The organism is Actinoplanes palleronii, from assembly GCF_016862315.1.
In the GTDB taxonomy this organism is placed as follows: domain Bacteria; phylum Actinomycetota; class Actinomycetes; order Mycobacteriales; family Micromonosporaceae; genus Actinoplanes; species Actinoplanes palleronii.
On sequence record NZ_BOMS01000140.1, the window covers coordinates 15,503 to 30,054 of the forward strand.

12 protein-coding genes are annotated in these 14,552 nt (G+C 70.6%); 9 read left to right on the forward strand and 3 right to left on the reverse strand.

Annotation, left to right across the window (positions count from 1 at the left end; translation table 11 throughout):
* Nucleotides 1-34 precede the first annotated feature (34 nt).
* On the forward strand, nucleotides 35-1,648 hold the full coding sequence (locus Apa02nite_RS41530) for an AMP-binding protein (protein WP_203829976.1): 1,614 nt from the start codon (nucleotides 35-37) through the stop codon (nucleotides 1,646-1,648).
* An 18-nt stretch (nucleotides 1,649-1,666) separates the two neighbouring features.
* Here Apa02nite_RS41530 and Apa02nite_RS41535 read toward each other — a convergent pair whose 3' ends face one another.
* Nucleotides 1,667-2,035 carry a nuclear transport factor 2 family protein gene (locus tag Apa02nite_RS41535; protein ID WP_203829977.1) on the reverse strand — a complete coding sequence of 123 codons (369 nt, stop codon included), beginning with the start codon at nucleotides 2,033-2,035 and terminating at the stop codon, nucleotides 1,667-1,669.
* A 161-nt stretch (nucleotides 2,036-2,196) separates the two neighbouring features.
* Between Apa02nite_RS41535 and Apa02nite_RS41540 the strand changes: the two genes are divergently transcribed.
* The 3 genes from Apa02nite_RS41540 to Apa02nite_RS41550 all read left to right on the forward strand — a co-directional run bounded on the left by Apa02nite_RS41540 (nucleotide 2,197) and on the right by Apa02nite_RS41550 (nucleotide 5,994).
* On the forward strand, nucleotides 2,197-2,988 hold the full coding sequence (locus Apa02nite_RS41540) for a hypothetical protein (RefSeq protein ID WP_203829978.1): 792 nt from the start codon (nucleotides 2,197-2,199) through the stop codon (nucleotides 2,986-2,988).
* Between the two features lie 45 nt (nucleotides 2,989-3,033).
* Nucleotides 3,034-4,650 (forward strand): xylulokinase, encoded by a 1,617-nt coding sequence (locus tag Apa02nite_RS41545; protein ID WP_239164924.1) that lies wholly within the window; start codon nucleotides 3,034-3,036, stop codon nucleotides 4,648-4,650.
* A 153-nt stretch (nucleotides 4,651-4,803) separates the two neighbouring features.
* Nucleotides 4,804-5,994, forward strand: a complete 1,191-nt coding sequence (locus Apa02nite_RS41550; RefSeq protein WP_203829980.1) for an MFS transporter — start codon at nucleotides 4,804-4,806, stop codon at nucleotides 5,992-5,994.
* 62 nt (nucleotides 5,995-6,056) lie between these two features.
* Here the strand turns inward: Apa02nite_RS41550 and Apa02nite_RS41555 are convergent, their stop codons facing one another.
* Nucleotides 6,057-8,132, reverse strand: coding sequence for a M14 family zinc carboxypeptidase (locus Apa02nite_RS41555; protein ID WP_203829981.1), 2,076 nt, complete (start codon nucleotides 8,130-8,132; stop codon nucleotides 6,057-6,059).
* Nucleotides 8,133-8,263: 131 nt separating this feature from the next.
* On the opposite strand from Apa02nite_RS41555, the gene Apa02nite_RS41560 reads away from it, so the two are divergent.
* Together Apa02nite_RS41560 and Apa02nite_RS41565 are read left to right on the forward strand one after the other, a co-directional pair.
* A complete protein-coding gene (locus Apa02nite_RS41560) occupies nucleotides 8,264-9,217 on the forward strand; it encodes a hypothetical protein (protein ID WP_203829982.1) in 954 nt (317 codons plus the stop codon).
* Nucleotides 9,218-9,381: 164 nt separating this feature from the next.
* The gene (locus Apa02nite_RS41565) at nucleotides 9,382-9,597 is read left to right on the forward strand and encodes a mycothiol transferase (protein WP_203829983.1); all 216 of its coding nucleotides are present in this window, start codon (nucleotides 9,382-9,384) and stop codon (nucleotides 9,595-9,597) included.
* An 83-nt stretch (nucleotides 9,598-9,680) separates the two neighbouring features.
* On the opposite strand, the gene Apa02nite_RS41570 is transcribed toward Apa02nite_RS41565, so the two are convergent.
* Complete coding sequence (locus tag Apa02nite_RS41570; RefSeq protein WP_203829984.1) at nucleotides 9,681-10,256, reverse strand: hypothetical protein; 576 nt, start codon at nucleotides 10,254-10,256, stop codon at nucleotides 9,681-9,683.
* Between the two features lie 107 nt (nucleotides 10,257-10,363).
* On the opposite strand from Apa02nite_RS41570, the gene Apa02nite_RS41575 reads away from it, so the two are divergent.
* From Apa02nite_RS41575 to Apa02nite_RS41585, 3 genes are all read left to right on the forward strand, one after another.
* Complete coding sequence (locus Apa02nite_RS41575) at nucleotides 10,364-12,295, forward strand: sensor histidine kinase (protein ID WP_203829985.1); 1,932 nt, start codon at nucleotides 10,364-10,366, stop codon at nucleotides 12,293-12,295.
* Entirely contained in the window at nucleotides 12,286-12,930 is a 645-nt protein-coding gene (locus Apa02nite_RS41580; protein ID WP_203829986.1) for a response regulator transcription factor, read from the forward strand. Before Apa02nite_RS41575 ends, Apa02nite_RS41580 begins: the two co-directional genes overlap by 10 nt.
* Before the next feature lie 415 nt (nucleotides 12,931-13,345).
* Nucleotides 13,346-14,461, forward strand: coding sequence for an alpha/beta hydrolase (locus Apa02nite_RS41585; RefSeq protein WP_203829987.1), 1,116 nt, complete (start codon nucleotides 13,346-13,348; stop codon nucleotides 14,459-14,461).
* Nucleotides 14,462-14,552 lie beyond the last annotated feature (91 nt).

A 14,552-nucleotide genomic window follows, 5' to 3' on the forward strand; every position in this document is an offset into this window, starting at 1 on the left:
TGCCATCCCCGGCGCGGTGTAGTTCCATCGATGGATGCGACCCTCGTCCTACGCCAACGGTCTGGCCGGCACACCGCTGCTCGGCGAGACCATCGATGCCAACCTGCGCCGCACGGTGGCCCGGCACGGCGACCGGGAAGCCCTGGTCGACCTGCCCACCGGCCGGCGCCTCACCTACACACAACTGGACACCGCCGTCGACGAACTCGCCCGTGGCCTGCTCGCGGCCGGTGTCACCACCGGCGACCGGGTCGGCATCTGGGCGCCGAACTGCGCCGAGTGGTTCCTCGTGCAGTACGCGACCGCGCGGATCGGCGCCGTCCTGGTCACCATCAACCCGGCCTACCGCACCCACGAGCTGCGGTACGTGCTGGAGCAGGCGTCGATCAGCACGCTGATCGCGGCGGTCGAGCACAAGGGCAGCGACTACCGCGCGATGATCCACGAAGCCCGGCCGGGGCTGGCGGCCCTGCGCCGGGTCGTGCTGATCGGCGACGAGTCGTGGGCGGACCTGATCGCCGGCGCGGGCAGCGCACAGGTCTGCGCGGACCTGTCCTTCGACGACCCGATCAACATCCAGTACACGTCGGGCACCACCGGCTTCCCCAAGGGCGCCACGCTGAGCCACCACAACATCCTCAACAACGGCTTTTTCGTCGGCGAGGCGATGGGCTACACGGAGCAGGACCGGGTCTGCGTGCCGGTGCCGTTCTACCACTGCTTCGGGATGGTGATGGGTAACCTCGCCGCCACCTCGCACGGCGCCTGCGTCGTCATCCCGGCGCCCGGTTTCGACCCGGCGGCGACGCTGCGGGCCGTCCAGGACGAGAGATGCACGTCGTTGTACGGCGTACCGACGATGTTCATCGCCGAGCTCGGGCTGCCCGAGTTCCGCACCTACGACCTGTCGTCGCTGCGTACCGGGTGCATGGCCGGCTCGCCCTGCCCGGTCGAGGTGATGAAGCGGGTGATCGGCGAGATGAACATGCGCGACGTGACCATCGCGTACGGCATGACCGAGACGTCACCGGTCTCGACCCAGACCCGCAGCGACGACACGCTGGACCGGCGTACCGGCACGGTCGGCCGGGTGCATCCGCACCTGGAGGTGAAGGTCGCCGACCCCAAGACCGGCCGCCCGGTGCCGGTCGGTACGCCGGGGGAGCTGTGCACCCGCGGGTACTCGGTGATGCTCGGGTACTGGGAGCAGCCGGACCGGACCGCCGAGGTGATCCGCGACGGCTGGATGCACACCGGTGACCTGGCCACCATGGACGACGAGGGTTACCTGGCCATCGTCGGCCGGATCAAGGACCTGGTCATCCGCGGCGGCGAGAACATCTACCCCCGCGAGGTCGAGGAGTTCCTGTACGCCCATCCGGACATCCTGGACGCCCAGGTGATCGGGGTGCCCGACGAGAAGTACGGCGAGGAGCTGATGGCCTGGGTCCGGCTGCGCGACGGCGCCGCACCGCTGACCGCCGAGGCGCTGCGCGAGTTCTGCGCCGGCCGCCTGGCCCACTACAAGATCCCGCGGTACGTCCACGTCGTCGCGGAGTTCCCGCTCACCGTCACCGGCAAGGTCCGCAAGGTCGAGATGCGCGAGGAGGCGATCCGGCTCCTCGGCGCCGCCGATCAGTGGCGCTGAGGATGCGCGGCGGCGGGGTCAGGCCGCGAAGATGGTGTGCAGCGCGGCGATGCGTCCGTCCCGGACGGTGATGATGTCGATGCCCCGGGCGGCCGGCTCGCCGCCGGCCGGGCCGAACGTCCAGCCGAGCGCGCCGGTGTCCGCGCCGGTGTCCGCGCTGGCGTAGCGCTTGCCGTCCTCGGCGAACACGAACGTCGGCGGCACCTCGGCCAGCAGCCCGCCCGCCTTCGCCTCCAGCGCGTCCCAGCCGTGCACCGCACCCTCGGGGTCGGTGAACACCACGTCCTCGGTGTAGATCCGCTCGATCGCCGCGCGGCGGGTCACGGCGTCCCGGTTGCCGAACACGTCGATCAGGTTCGCGGTCAGCAGGTCGGTCACGGTGGGCATCAGCGGTCTCCCGGCTCTCGTTCCGTACAAGATCAAATATTCTAGACACCGGCGCGCCCGGCGGCGGAAAAATATCCTGGAGAAGCCGCAGCACTCGCGCCCGCTGGTCGATCAGCAGGTGTCCAGCGGTGTCAGCCGACGGCCGAGCAGAGGGAGGTCGGATGTCCGCCCAGGCACCCGAGGCGCACCCCGGCACCCACGACGTCGGCTGGTGGGAGCAGTTCGAGAGCGCCTCCGGCCGGTTCGACGCGGCGATCCTCACCACCGGGCTGACCGAGCTGCTGCTCCCGAAGATCACCTCGCAGCTGCTGCAGCGGGAGGCGATCATCGCGGCCGACATCGCGATCATGTACCGGAACAAGCCGAACAGCGAGGGGCTGCGCGACCGCTACGACGCCGCCGCGCACCGGCTCCGCGAGACGATCGGCCGGCTCGCCGACCGGGACATCGAACGGACCACCCTGCTCGAGGCCGAGGCGGTCTCCTGGGTCATCGACGGCGACTTCGCGCACGCGGCCGCCGAGATCGAGGCCCGGGTCGGCACGGTCGTGCTGCTGCGCGTGTTCGTCGCCGCGCTGCGCGTCGCGCACCTGGACGTCAACGTCACCGCGCAACTGCTGAACGGCGGACGCACCCCGGCCGAGTCCATCTACGCCGGAAAGATCCTCGGGAAGTACGGCTACTGGCCGGACTGGCTGCACAACCTGGTCGTCGAGCACGCCATGGCCGGCACCCTGACCGACGAGTTCGTGGCCGCGCTCGACCTGTGCGCGTTCGCCACGCTGCGCTCCACCCAGGCGCGCCTGGCCCGGCAGCTGCTGCGCCAGGAACCGGAGGCGATCAACAACGCGGCACGGACCCTGGAGACCATCGGCGAGATCGAGATCGCGGCCCGGCTGCGCGAGGGTGACATGGGCGCGGTGGCCTTCGCCGCCCGATTCGCGTCGGTGTAACGGGTCGCGCGGTAAAGGTTTTCACGACTGCGGTAGAACATGACCATGACGGAGACGGTTGAACGGCCACTGGCCGGCACGCGCGAGGCGATCGAACAGGGCCGTACCGCGCTCGGGATCGAACTGGGCTCCACCCGGATCAAGGCGGTGCTGATCGGGCCCGGCCACGAGGCGATCGCGGTCGGCAGTCACGACTGGGAGAACCAGTTCGTCGACCGCACCTGGACGTACTCGCTCGACGCGGTCTGGTCCGGCCTGCAGGCGTGCTTCGCCGCGCTCGCCGCCGACGTGCGCGAGCAGTACGGCGTCGAGCTGCGCGGCACCGGCGCGCTCGGCGTCTCCGCGATGATGCACGGCTACCTGGCCTTCGACGCCGAGGGTGAGCTGCTGACCCCGTTCCGCACCTGGCGCAACACCAACACCGGCGACGCGTCCGAGCAGCTCAGCGAGCTGTTCGGGTACAACATCCCGCACCGCTGGAGCATCGCGCACCTCTACCAGGCGGTGCTCAATCGCGAGGAGCACGTCGGCCGGCTCGCCCACCTGACCACCCTGGCCGGGTACGTACACTGGAAGCTCACCGGCCAGCAGGTGCTGGGTGTCGGCGACGCCAGCGGCGTGTTCCCGATCGACACCGCCACCGGTGGCTACGACGCCGGCATGCTCGCCCAGTTCGACCAGCTGGTGGCCGGTCGCGGCCTGGCGTCGCCGCTGGCCGAGCTGCTGCCCGCGGTGCTGCCCGCCGGCGAGGCGGCCGGCACGCTCACCGCGGACGGCGCGCGCCTGCTCGACCCGAGCGGCACCCTGCAGCCGGGCGCCGCGCTGTGCCCGCCGGAGGGCGACGCCGGCACCGGCATGGTGGCCACCAACTCGGTGGCCCGGCGTACCGGCAACGTCAGCGCCGGCACCAGCATCTTCGCGATGATCGTGCTGGACGGGCCGCTGAGCCGGATGCACCCCGAGGTCGACCTGGTCACCACCCCGGCCGGCGACCTGGTCGCGATGGTGCACTGCAACAACGGCGCCAGCGAGCTCAACGCGTGGGCCGGGCTGTTCGCCGAGTTCGCCACCGCGCTCGGCGCGAAGGCGGACACCAACACGGTCTTCGAGACGCTGTTCCGGGCCGCGCTGGACGGGGCGCCGGACGGCGGCGGCCTGATGGCGTTCAACAACCTGTCCGGTGAGCCGATCACCAAGCTGCACGAGGGCCGGCCGCTGTTCCTGCGGGTGCCGGGCAGCTCGCTCGACCTGGCCACGTTCATGCGGACCCAGCTGTACGCCGCGCTGGCCACCCTGCGGATCGGCATGGACGTGCTGCAGAAGGCCGAGTCGGTCCAGCTGGACCGGATGTTCGCGCACGGCGGGCTGTTCAAGACCGAGGGCGTGGCGCAGAAGCTGCTCGCCGCGGCGATCAACACCCCGGTCTCGGTCGGTGACCTGGCCGCCGAGGGTGGCGCGTGGGGCATCGCGATCCTGGCCGCGTTCCTCACCGACCGGCAGCCGGGCCAGAGCCTCGACGACTTCCTGACCGGCACGGTCTTCGCCGGCGCGCGGCTGGACACGGCCGCCCCGGCCGCCGTCGACGTGGCCGGCTTCGACGCGTTCATGCAGCGCTACGTGGCCGCGCTGCCGGTGCAGCAGGCGGCGGTCGACCACAGCTGAGTCGTGGGTGACACCGGCCGTATCCGGCTTGCCAGCGGAGACGGCCGGTGTTTACCGTCGGGTGCCGGGTGAGAGGCGCTGCGACGGGCGATGGTCCGCCACGCTCATCCGGTTCCCGATGCGAGGGCGCCTCCTGACCAGAGGAGGCGTGACATGACGACCGCGACAGGTCTGACCACTCCCGGACACGTGCGCCGGCCGCGCGTCGGGTTGCTGACCCTGACCGCTGCCGCGTTCCTGTCGGTGACCACCGAGATGTTGCCGACCGGGCTGCTGCCCGCGATCGGTGAGAGCTTCGACGTGCCGGTCTCCCGGGTGGGGTTGCTGGTCACCGCGTACGCGGTGATGGTCGCTGTTTTCGCGGCCTCGATCGGAGCCGCGACCGTAAGAATTCCGCGGCGCCGGCTGCTCACCCTGGCGCTGGTGGGCTACGCGATCACCAACGGGGTCACCGCGATCGCCGGCACCTTCGGTGTCGCGCTCGCCGCCCGGGTGGCCGGTGGCATCGTGCACGGGCTGTTCTGGGCGATCGCGGCCGGTTACGCGGCGCGGCTGGTCCCGCCGGACCGGATCGGCCGGGCGGCCACGTTCGTCTTCGCCGGTGGCACGGTCGCGTTCGTGGCCGGTGTCCCGGCCGGCACCTCGCTCGGTGAGCTGGTCGGCTGGCGCACCGCGTTCGGGGTGTTCGCCGTGCTGTTCGCGCTGCTCGCGGTCGCGGTCCGGTGGCTGCTGCCGGCGCTGCCGGGCGCCCAGGCCGGCTCGGTGGTGCGGCTGCGCACGGTGCTGCGGCTGCCCGGCATCGCCACCGTGGTGGCCACCACCGTCGTGATCAACCTGGGTTTCTACACGTTCTACACGTATGTCGCGCCGTTCCTGCGGCAGGCGGGCGTGTCCGAGACCGCTATCGGTCCGGCCCTTCTGGTGTACGGCGTGGCCAACGGCGTCGGCCTGTTCCTGGCCGGCGTCATCGTCGACCGCCGTCCGCGCTCCGGCATCGTCACCTCGGTGAGCCTGCTGATCGCCGCGCTGGTCCTGGCGAGTGTCGCGGGCAGCAGCGTGCCGGCCCTGCTGGCGCTGGCCGTGTGCGGGCTCGCGGGCGGCACCATGCCGGTGTTCCTGCAGGCCGCCGCGCTGCGTGTGGCCCCCGCCGCACCGGACGCGGCGTCCGGGCTGACCGCGGCGGCGTTCAACGTCGGCATCGGCGGGGGAGCGCTGCTGGGCTCGGCCACCATCGGGATGGCCGGGGTGCCGGGCCTGCCGGTGGCGGGCGCGCTCCTGGCCGCCGCCGCGCTGGCCATCGTCGTGTCCGGCAGCCGGCTGGCGTTCCCACCCCGGCCGGCCTGAGGCGAGGCGAGGAGCGTGTGAAGTAATGGTGCGGAGCGCACCATTACTTCACACGCTCTCGGTCAGGACCCGGCTTGGTCCTGCGCGTTCTTCGCGACCCGGACCAGCTCCACCAGGCCGCCCGCATACTCCTGGGCCTCGGCGTGCGCCTCGTCGAACGGCGGCTGGAAGCCGACGCCCTCCCACTCCTGCGTGGCCTCGTTCCAGCGGTCGTTGCCCACCTCGAAGTCCCAGGCGTCGATGCCCAGCTCGTAATAGAGCTGGTCAGCGGAGTTCCCGGCGGCCGAGTAGAGCACGTCGGCGACCGGCCCGGTGTACGCCGGCCAGGTCACCGTCCCGCGCTCGGCGGCGATCGCACCGACGATCCGCCGGGCACTGTCCAGGAAGAACTTGGACTCGTCGATGGTCGGGCGGGGCAGCGTGACCCGTCCCTCGGCCTTGTACGACCCGGGCGGCCACATGAAGTAGCCGCCGTAGGAGTGCACGTTCATCGCGAACCGGATGTTCGGATGCGCGGACGCCAGCGCGATCACGTTGCTGCTCTCCGCCTCGGAAAGTTCCGCGGTACCGGCATACGTCCCGGACAGGCAGTTCGCGCTGCCACCGACATACCCGTCGAAATACGAACCGACCGTGTAGTTGCGGTTCACGTCGACGCCCCACGAGTCGCGGTACCGCGGATCGCGGTTCGCCCCGGTGCAGTGGTTGACCAGGTTCTTGCGCTGGAAGTTGAAGTCGTTGAACGAGTAGTTCGCGCCGTCCGGGTTGACCGTCGGAACCACGAAGACGTCCACGTTGTCGACCAACTCGCGGGTGGCCGGATCGGTCGCGTAGTTGGCCAGCAGCCGCTCGGCCAGCTCCAAGGTCACCAGCGGCGTCGCCCACTCCCGCGCGTGCTCCTGCGAGTAGGCCAGCACACCGATCTTGGAACCGTCGCGGACCTTGCCGATCCGCAGCGCCTGCACCGTCCACGGCTTCTGCGACACCTCGGTGCCCTTGAGCCCGTCGTCGAGGCGGACCGGCGCGACCGCCGGCATCGGCAGTCCGGCCGAGCCGGTTTCCACGACCGCGCGGAACCGTTGCGGGTATTTCGCGGAAATGAAGGCCGCGACGTCATCGGTGGTGCTGATCGTCTTGCCGGCACCGTCGGTGGCGAGCCGGACCGTCAGGACCCGATCAGCGTACGACGCGGAGAGCGCCCGATTCGGCGCACCGGGATCGACGGTGCGCACCTGCACGCCGTTCATGCTCTGGTCACCGAACTTGACCGACTCCACCACGACCGCGGCCACGGCGGGGTCACCCAGATAGGCGACAGCGTTCCGCCGGTAGCCCTGGGTCTTGTTCGGCAGGTTGATCACGTCGACGAGCTTCGGGTACTGCCGGGCCAGCCGCTTGATCCGCGCGGCGATGTCGGCCGGCGTCATGTACGCCGCGATGAAGTCCTTCTGGTACCCGGCCGGCGTGGGCGGCGGCGTCGCACCGGGCCAGGTCGCCGGGGTGACCGCGCGGGACGTCCCGCCGAGGCTCGACGACGCGGTGACCGTCACCGGCTTGCCGGGCAGCGGCTGCGGCAGCGCGTAGTGGTACTGGTACTCGCCGGAGTCCTCGAACCGCACCAGCGGGTACGTGCCGGTCGTACCGTCGGCGGTCTTCCAGGTCACGGTGATCTCGACGTCCGGATCGTCGGTCGCGGTCGTCGCGACCTGCGTCTGCAGGAACGTCTTCCCGTTGGTGGTCCACCAGTACGCCTGCAGGAACTGCAGCGTGTCGGCCTGCAGCCGGGTGATCCCGGCCGGTTTCCGGGCGGCCGCGTCGGATTCGCGCTCGATCAGCTGGACCGGCACGGCCCCGCTCGCGGTCAGCGTGCGAAGCTGCGCGTCGTCGACGACCAGGTCGGCCAGCACGGCGCCGGAGTCGGTCCGGGGCCGGGCGGCCAGGTCCGCGCCGGAGGCCACCAGGCGGTCCAGGGTGGCCTGATCGGGTAACCGGAACCGGATCAGCGCGTGCTCGCCGGCGCTGAGCGAGATCGCGGGTGCCGCGGTGGCGGCGGGTTCCGCGTTCGCCGGGGGTGCGGCGAGCGCGGCACCCAGGGTGAGGGCGGCGGCGGTGGCCGCCCAGCGGGCTCGGGATGACATCCAGCCTCCTGAGGTATTGAAGGACGTAACTTCACCCCATCGGGTCAATCGACGAATGTCAACATCACAGATTCCGTACGGGATGATGCGCACGGAAGTTCGGATGGCGCCGGGCGCTAACCTGCCGGGCTATGGTCCCGATCGACGCGAAGCTGGTCCGCGTGCACGCCGGCCATCTCGACCTGCTCCGGGCCCGGCTCGGCCGGCTCGGGACGAACGTGCAGCGCTTCGAGCAGGACCAGGCCGCGTTCGGGGTGCGCTGCGGGTGGATCCTGACCGGGCTGGGCGACCGTACGGTCCGGCAGGGCGAGCTGATCGCCTACATCGAGGAGACCCTGGTCCTGTTCGTGCAGGGTTTCGCCCGGGTGGCCGACGGCCGCGAGCTGCTCTCCGACATGATCGGGATGCCCGCGTCGTCCTCCGCCGTCGAACATCCCTCGTCCGAAGGTGCCGCGGCCGAAGCCATCGACGACGTGCTGCACATGGTGGCGCGCCGGGACTGGGTGGCGCCGATGCTGGCCGAGGCGGCGCCGGTGGCCGAGTTCGCGGTGCCGGTCGGCGAGGGGATCGGCGTGCTGCGGGCCGGCGGGCTGGACGGCGCGATGGCCGGCATCCCGCCGCTGCGGCAGATGCTCGACGACCTGACCGGGGCGCCCGCGGTGGTCGCCGAGCAGGCCGGGCACTGGGACGTGATGGCCACCGAGCTGGGCCGGATCGCCGCCGACCTGCAGGGCTACCTGGACCGGGACTTCGCCGCGCGGGACCGGCCGGACGTGCGGGCCTACCTGGCCATCATGGCGAACAACGTGGTCGCCCTGCGGGGCCTGGCCGCGGCGGCGAACGGCATGACCGTGGTGACCCGGGCGGCCGGTGACCTGATCCTGCTGGCCCGGGACATCGTCCGCGGCCTGATCGGTGACCTTGTCGCCCGGGTGCTCGTCTGGGTCGCCGACCCGGTGGTGGTCCCGCTGCCGGTGCTGACCGCCCGGCTGGCCGCCGTGGTGGTCACCGCGTGGCGGGTCGACGCGTACATCACCGCCCTGGTGGTCAGCATCTCCGGCCTGTCCCGCTGCATCGACGGCTGATCCGGGCCGGGAGTGGCCTTCGAGCCGATCATCAAATCAGGCGACAGCTCGGGCGGAGTCCGGCAGGATCGCCGGGTGAAGCGAACAGACATGCCGGCGACCTGGGACGAGCGAAGCACCCTGGTGGCGATGCTTGACTACGCCCGGGGCACCGTCCGAGCCAAATGGGTCAACTTCTCGACGACTACGAAGCCCAGTCCGAGCGCTACCGCGCCCTCGTTGCCGGCCTGGATCTCGACAGCCGCTCGCAGAAGACGATGAGTAATGGGCAGACCATGACCTTGCGCTTCGTACTCTTGCACCTCATCGAGGAGACAGCCCGCCACAACGGCCACCTCGACATCCTCCGAGAGATGGCAGACGGCGTCACTGGCATGTGACAGGAGTGCCTCGTGCCGTGTCCCTGTCAAGCCCCGCTACCAGGCAGCCCTAACCATCACCATCATCTGCGGGTGGCTCTGACCTACTCATGAAACACGCTCTGGCCGGCTGGGGCTGGGACCGGTTCTGGGGCGCGGTGGAGGACGACGGCAACGGTGCTGAACACGGCGACGAGTGTGGCGTTGACTGCCACGGCGACCCAGCCGATGTTGGCGATGTGGGCTATCGGCCAGGTGATCGCGGACACCGCGAGGAGCGCGACGGTCCAGGTCGGCGCGATCCCGCGCAGTACGGCGGCGCCGAGCAGCAGCGTGAGGGGGAAGCACAGGCCGAGCGGCTTGATCAGCACGGCGGCGCCGGTGGCGTCGACCAGATCGGTGTCGCCCAGCGAAACGTGGATGGTGTTGAACCCGTACGCGACGTCGCCGGCCGCGCCGAACGCGCCGACCACAAGCAGCACCGCAGCCAACATGCCGTTGCCGAGGGTCACGAGGCGAACCATGACAAGGGTGTAGCCGACCGCGCCGAGGACGTGGACTACGGCTGCGGTGGGATCGTCCCAGCCGCGAGTCGCGTAGAGCAGGTCGGCGATCAGATAGATGGCAGGCGCGACGACAAGCGACGCAGTGAGCAGGCGCCCCAGAGGCGTGGAAGTCATAGCTTCTACCGTCGGTGTGCCGACGCCGCCCGGCATCCGGGCCGGCCCTCGACATTCGCAGGGTTAACCCTGATCACATGACACTCCTGTGCTGGCACGATACAGACGTGATCCGGGCAGGGGCGCTGCGCTGGGCGGTGGGCGCGGTAACCGCCGTACTCGTCGCCGGAGGCTTCGCGCTCGGGCTGCATATCGGCAACCTGCACAACGGTCTGACCGCCGCGTCGTTCAGCGCGGTCGGGCTGTACGTGGTCCGCCGCCATCCTTGCAGCCGGGAGGGTTGGCTGTTCGTCGCCGTCGGCGCTGCCCACGCGCTGATGTTCGCCGGGCGGCAGTACGGCCTGCACACGGGCTCGCTGCCGGGTGCCTCCTGGATCGGCTGGCTCGGGGTCTGCCCGCTCCCGCTGGTGCTGGTCCTGGTCGGCGTGGCGGTGATGTGCTTCCCGACCGGTCGGTTGCCGTCTCGCGGTTGGGTGCCGGTCGTCGGCGTCCTCACCGCAGTGGGGCTCGTCCTTTCCGCGGTCTCGGCGCTGTGGCCGGTCGAGTACGGCCGCACCGGTCTGGTCGCTGGTCATCCGTTCCACGTTCCCGGGTCACCGACCGCGGAGGTCTTCTACGGCATCGCCCGCCCGGTCGGCTACCTGCTGTTCCAGCTGACCTGGGTAGCCTGCGTGGTAGTGCGGATGTGGCGGGCACACGGCGACGAGGTCCGTCAACTACGCTGGTTCCTCTACGCGGCGACGGTGTCCGCCGCGGTGATGGTGCTCGGCCTGGCGGTGTGGGGATCGCCGGTTCCCGGCGCGCTGACGGTGCCGTTGCTCGCCGTGGCGGCCGGCGCCGCGATCCTGCGGTACCACCTCTACGACATCGACCCGGTAATCAACAAGTCGCTGGTCTTCGGCGCGATGGCAGCACTGGTGACCGGAGGCTATGCCGTCGTCGTCACCGGCATCGGCCGCCTCGTCGGCGGGTACGGCACCCTGCTGTCGCTACTGGCCACCGGACTGGTGGCGGTCGCCTTCGAGCCCCTGCGCCGGCGCGTACAGCGGCTGGCCGACCGGGTCGTCTACGGGCGGCGAGCCACTCCCTACGAGGCGCTGGCCCGGCTGTCGGCGCACTTCACCGCTCCTGCCGGTGGATTGCTCGACGGGATCTGCACCACCGTCGCCGACGCCGTCGGAGCGCATGAGGTGATGCTCTGGACCGGCCCGGCCGACGAGCTGCGGGCGGTGTCCGCCTGGCCCACCACGACCACCCTTCCCCCCGATTCTCGTCTGCTGGCCGATCTGGCGGCCGTGCCGGTGCGCCACGACGGCCGGTTCCGCGGCGCGATCACCGTGACGAAAGCTCCGGGTGACACCCTGTCGATCGGCGAGCGGCGCCTGGTCGGCGACCTGGCCGCCCAGGCCGGGCTCGTGCTGGAGCTGCGGGCGACCGCTCAGCGCCTGGTCGCGGCCGGGGACGCCGCACGCCGGCGGCTGGAGCGCGACCTGCACGACGGCGCACAGCAGCGGCTGGTGACCGTCGCGATGGAGCTCGGCGGCGTGGTGAGGCTCGCCACGACGTTCGGCGCGGCCGAGGTCGCGGCCCGGGCCGACGACGTACGCCGGCAGTTGCTGGAGGCCACCGCGGAGCTGCGCGAGATGGCGAGAGGCCTGCACCCGGCCGTGCTGACCCAGGACGGTCTCGAGGCCGCGATCGGCTTCCTCGCCGACCGGTCGCGGCTGCCGGTGCGGCTGACCGTGTCGGTGGCCCGCCGCTTGCCGGCCGAGGTCGAGTCCACGGCGTACTTCGTGGTCAGCGAGGGGCTGACGAACGCCGCCAAGCACTCCGGCGCCGACGCCGTGACGGTCCGGGTCGCCCTCGCCGGGGTTGGCCTGGTCATCGAGGTGTCCGACACCGGCTGCGGCGGCGCCGCGGTGCGGGCGGGCGGCGGGCTGGAAGGGCTCGCCGACCGGCTCGTGACGCTCGACGCCCGCCTGACGGTCGAAAGCGGTCCGGCCGGCACTCGACTGAGAACGGTGATCCCGTGCGGGTGATGCTCGCCGATGACGCCGTGCTGTTCCGCGAAGGCATGGCCCGCATTCTTACCGACATCGGATTCACCGTGACCGGGCAGGCCGGGAACGGTGCGACACTGCTCGGCCTGGTGCGCGCTGACCCGCCGGACGTCGCCGTGATCGACTTGCGGATGCCGCCCGGCTTCGCGGCCGAGGGCATCGACACCGCGGCCGCGATCCGCGCGACGGCGCCGGGCATCGGCCTGATGCTGCTGTCGCAATACGTCGAAGTACACCACGCCCTTCGACTCATGACCGAGTTCGACGGCGGCGTGGGCTACCTTCTCAAAGACCGCGTCTCCGACCTCGCCGCGTTCGGGACCGACGTGCGGAGGGTAGCCCGTGGCGAAACCGTCATCGACCCCGAACTCGTCGCCCGGCTGGTATCCCGGCGGAGGGAGCGGGATCCCCTCGACAAGCTCACCGACCGGGAGCGCGCGGTACTCGCCCTGATGGCCCAGGGCCTGTCCAACGCCGCCGTCGCCGCCGACCTGCACCTGGCGATCAAGACCGTCGAGGCGCACGTCACGGCGATCTTCACCAAGCTCGGACTGGTCCATCACGAACGGGAACACCGCCGCGTGCTGGCTGTCCTCACCTTCCTGCGCGCCTAATACGGTAGCCGCCATTCGTGATCATGGTTGAAGTTCGAGGGCGAGGCGTGGGGGCGTAGTGGGCTCGTCCGGCGCGTGCTTGGTGTCGGCGTCGCCAGTGTGAAAACTTCTGCACCGGGACGGGCTGCCGACAGGCAGAGGTCCTCGAGGTCTACCGCGCGACCCACCGGCTGCTCACCGAAGAGGTCGGCGAGACAGAGTGAGAAGCAGACCGGGAAACGCGAACCGGGCTTTTGGGGGTACCGCCTCCTTAGCAGCTCGGCGGCCCGGCGATGGATCGCCAGTCGGCCTCGAGTGCCATGATCCGGCGGCGGGCCTTGCCCAACCCGGCCGACTCGGCGGACCTGACAATGTTCAGACATCCGGCTCCTACTGTCTGATCCCGATCATGGGAATTGCTAGATCGGGAGATGTCATGAAACGACGCACGATCCTGGGTGCGGCAGTGCTCGCGGCGGCCGCCGTGGCCTTGGCCGCCGTGATGGCGACACACGGGACCACGGCAGATGCGAGCACCATGCCCACTGCCGGCGACCCGGTGGGTGTCGTCGAGTACAACCTGGGCGACAAGGCGTTCACCGACAAGCCGGACTGGGGCGGCGTCTCCGAGTTGCGAGCCGTCGTGCACTACCCGAAGAAGCTGACCGGCAAGCTGCCCGTCGTCGTCCTGCTGCACGGGCAGCAGGTGGCCTGCTACTCGGCCGCCGAGGACGACTGGGCCTGGCCGTGCCCGCCTGGCGTCAAGCCGTACCCGAGCAACCGCGGTTATGACTACCTGGCCCGTTCGCTGTCCCGGGACGGCTTCGTGGTCGTCTCTCCGGCCGCGAACGGCATCAATTACCACGTGGGTACCGCTCCCGAGCGGGCCCACCTGATCAACAGGCACCTGGCGATGCTGCAGCAGCTCACCACCACCGGCGGAGGGCCGCTGGCAGGCCGGTTCACCGACCCGGCCACCGGCCGTCCGGCCGACGTCGACTTCCGGAACCACCTCGACCTGACCAGAGTCGGGACAATGGGCCACTCGGTCGGTGGCCAGGGCGTCTTCTACCAGGCGGCCGACGCCCACCGGGCGGAGCTACCGGCCGGCGTGCGAATCCGAGGCGTCGTCGCGGTCGCGTCGCCCTACTTCAACCTGTTCGACATGACGGTCACCAAGGCGCAGGTGGCGGTCCTGTCGGCAGGCTGCTTCGGCACCCGGGACGAGGCCTTCTACCGCGACGCCGAGAGTCACCACGGCGTCGGTGGCTTCCTGGTCAAGATGCCCACGGCCAACCACAACTACTTCAACACCGCATGGACCAAGGGGCCCGGCCCGACCGACGGGGACGACACCACCTGCCCTGAGACCACCGGCCGGCCTACCGCCGAACAACAGAAGAACCTGGCCGTCACCTACCTCACGGCCTTCTTCAGGTACGCCCTCAACGACGACAAACGCGGCCTGCCCGTACTCACTGGCAAAACCCCCATCAGCGGTGTCACCAACGAGATCGAGTCATTCCACCGCTCGGGCGTGTTTGAGAAGTGAGGTCGAGTCAGGCGCGGCCTACCGCGCCTGACTCGACCTCGGAACCCTGCCGCTTTCCGCCGCCGGACATGAGGTGACGGAAAGCGGCAGT

Bases quoted from the DNA above. Each gene is read 5' to 3' on its own strand.
- Apa02nite_RS41545 (WP_239164924.1), top strand. From the start codon at position 3,034: ATGACGGAGACGGTTGAACGGCCACTGGCCGGCACGCGCGAGGCGATC.
- Apa02nite_RS41550 (WP_203829980.1), top strand. From the start codon at position 4,804: ATGACGACCGCGACAGGTCTGACCACTCCCGGACACGTGCGCCGGCCG.
- Apa02nite_RS41560 (WP_203829982.1), top strand. From the start codon at position 8,264: ATGGTCCCGATCGACGCGAAGCTGGTCCGCGTGCACGCCGGCCATCTC.
- Apa02nite_RS41585 (WP_203829987.1), top strand. From the start codon at position 13,346: ATGAAACGACGCACGATCCTGGGTGCGGCAGTGCTCGCGGCGGCCGCC.
- Apa02nite_RS41570 (WP_203829984.1), bottom strand. From the start codon at position 10,256: ATGACTTCCACGCCTCTGGGGCGCCTGCTCACTGCGTCGCTTGTCGTC.
- Apa02nite_RS41565 (WP_203829983.1), top strand. From the start codon at position 9,382: ATGGGTCAACTTCTCGACGACTACGAAGCCCAGTCCGAGCGCTACCGC.
- Apa02nite_RS41530 (WP_203829976.1), top strand. From the start codon at position 35: ATGCGACCCTCGTCCTACGCCAACGGTCTGGCCGGCACACCGCTGCTC.
- Apa02nite_RS41535 (WP_203829977.1), bottom strand. From the start codon at position 2,035: ATGCCCACCGTGACCGACCTGCTGACCGCGAACCTGATCGACGTGTTC.
- Apa02nite_RS41555 (WP_203829981.1), bottom strand. From the start codon at position 8,132: ATGTCATCCCGAGCCCGCTGGGCGGCCACCGCCGCCGCCCTCACCCTG.
- Apa02nite_RS41540 (WP_203829978.1), top strand. From the start codon at position 2,197: ATGTCCGCCCAGGCACCCGAGGCGCACCCCGGCACCCACGACGTCGGC.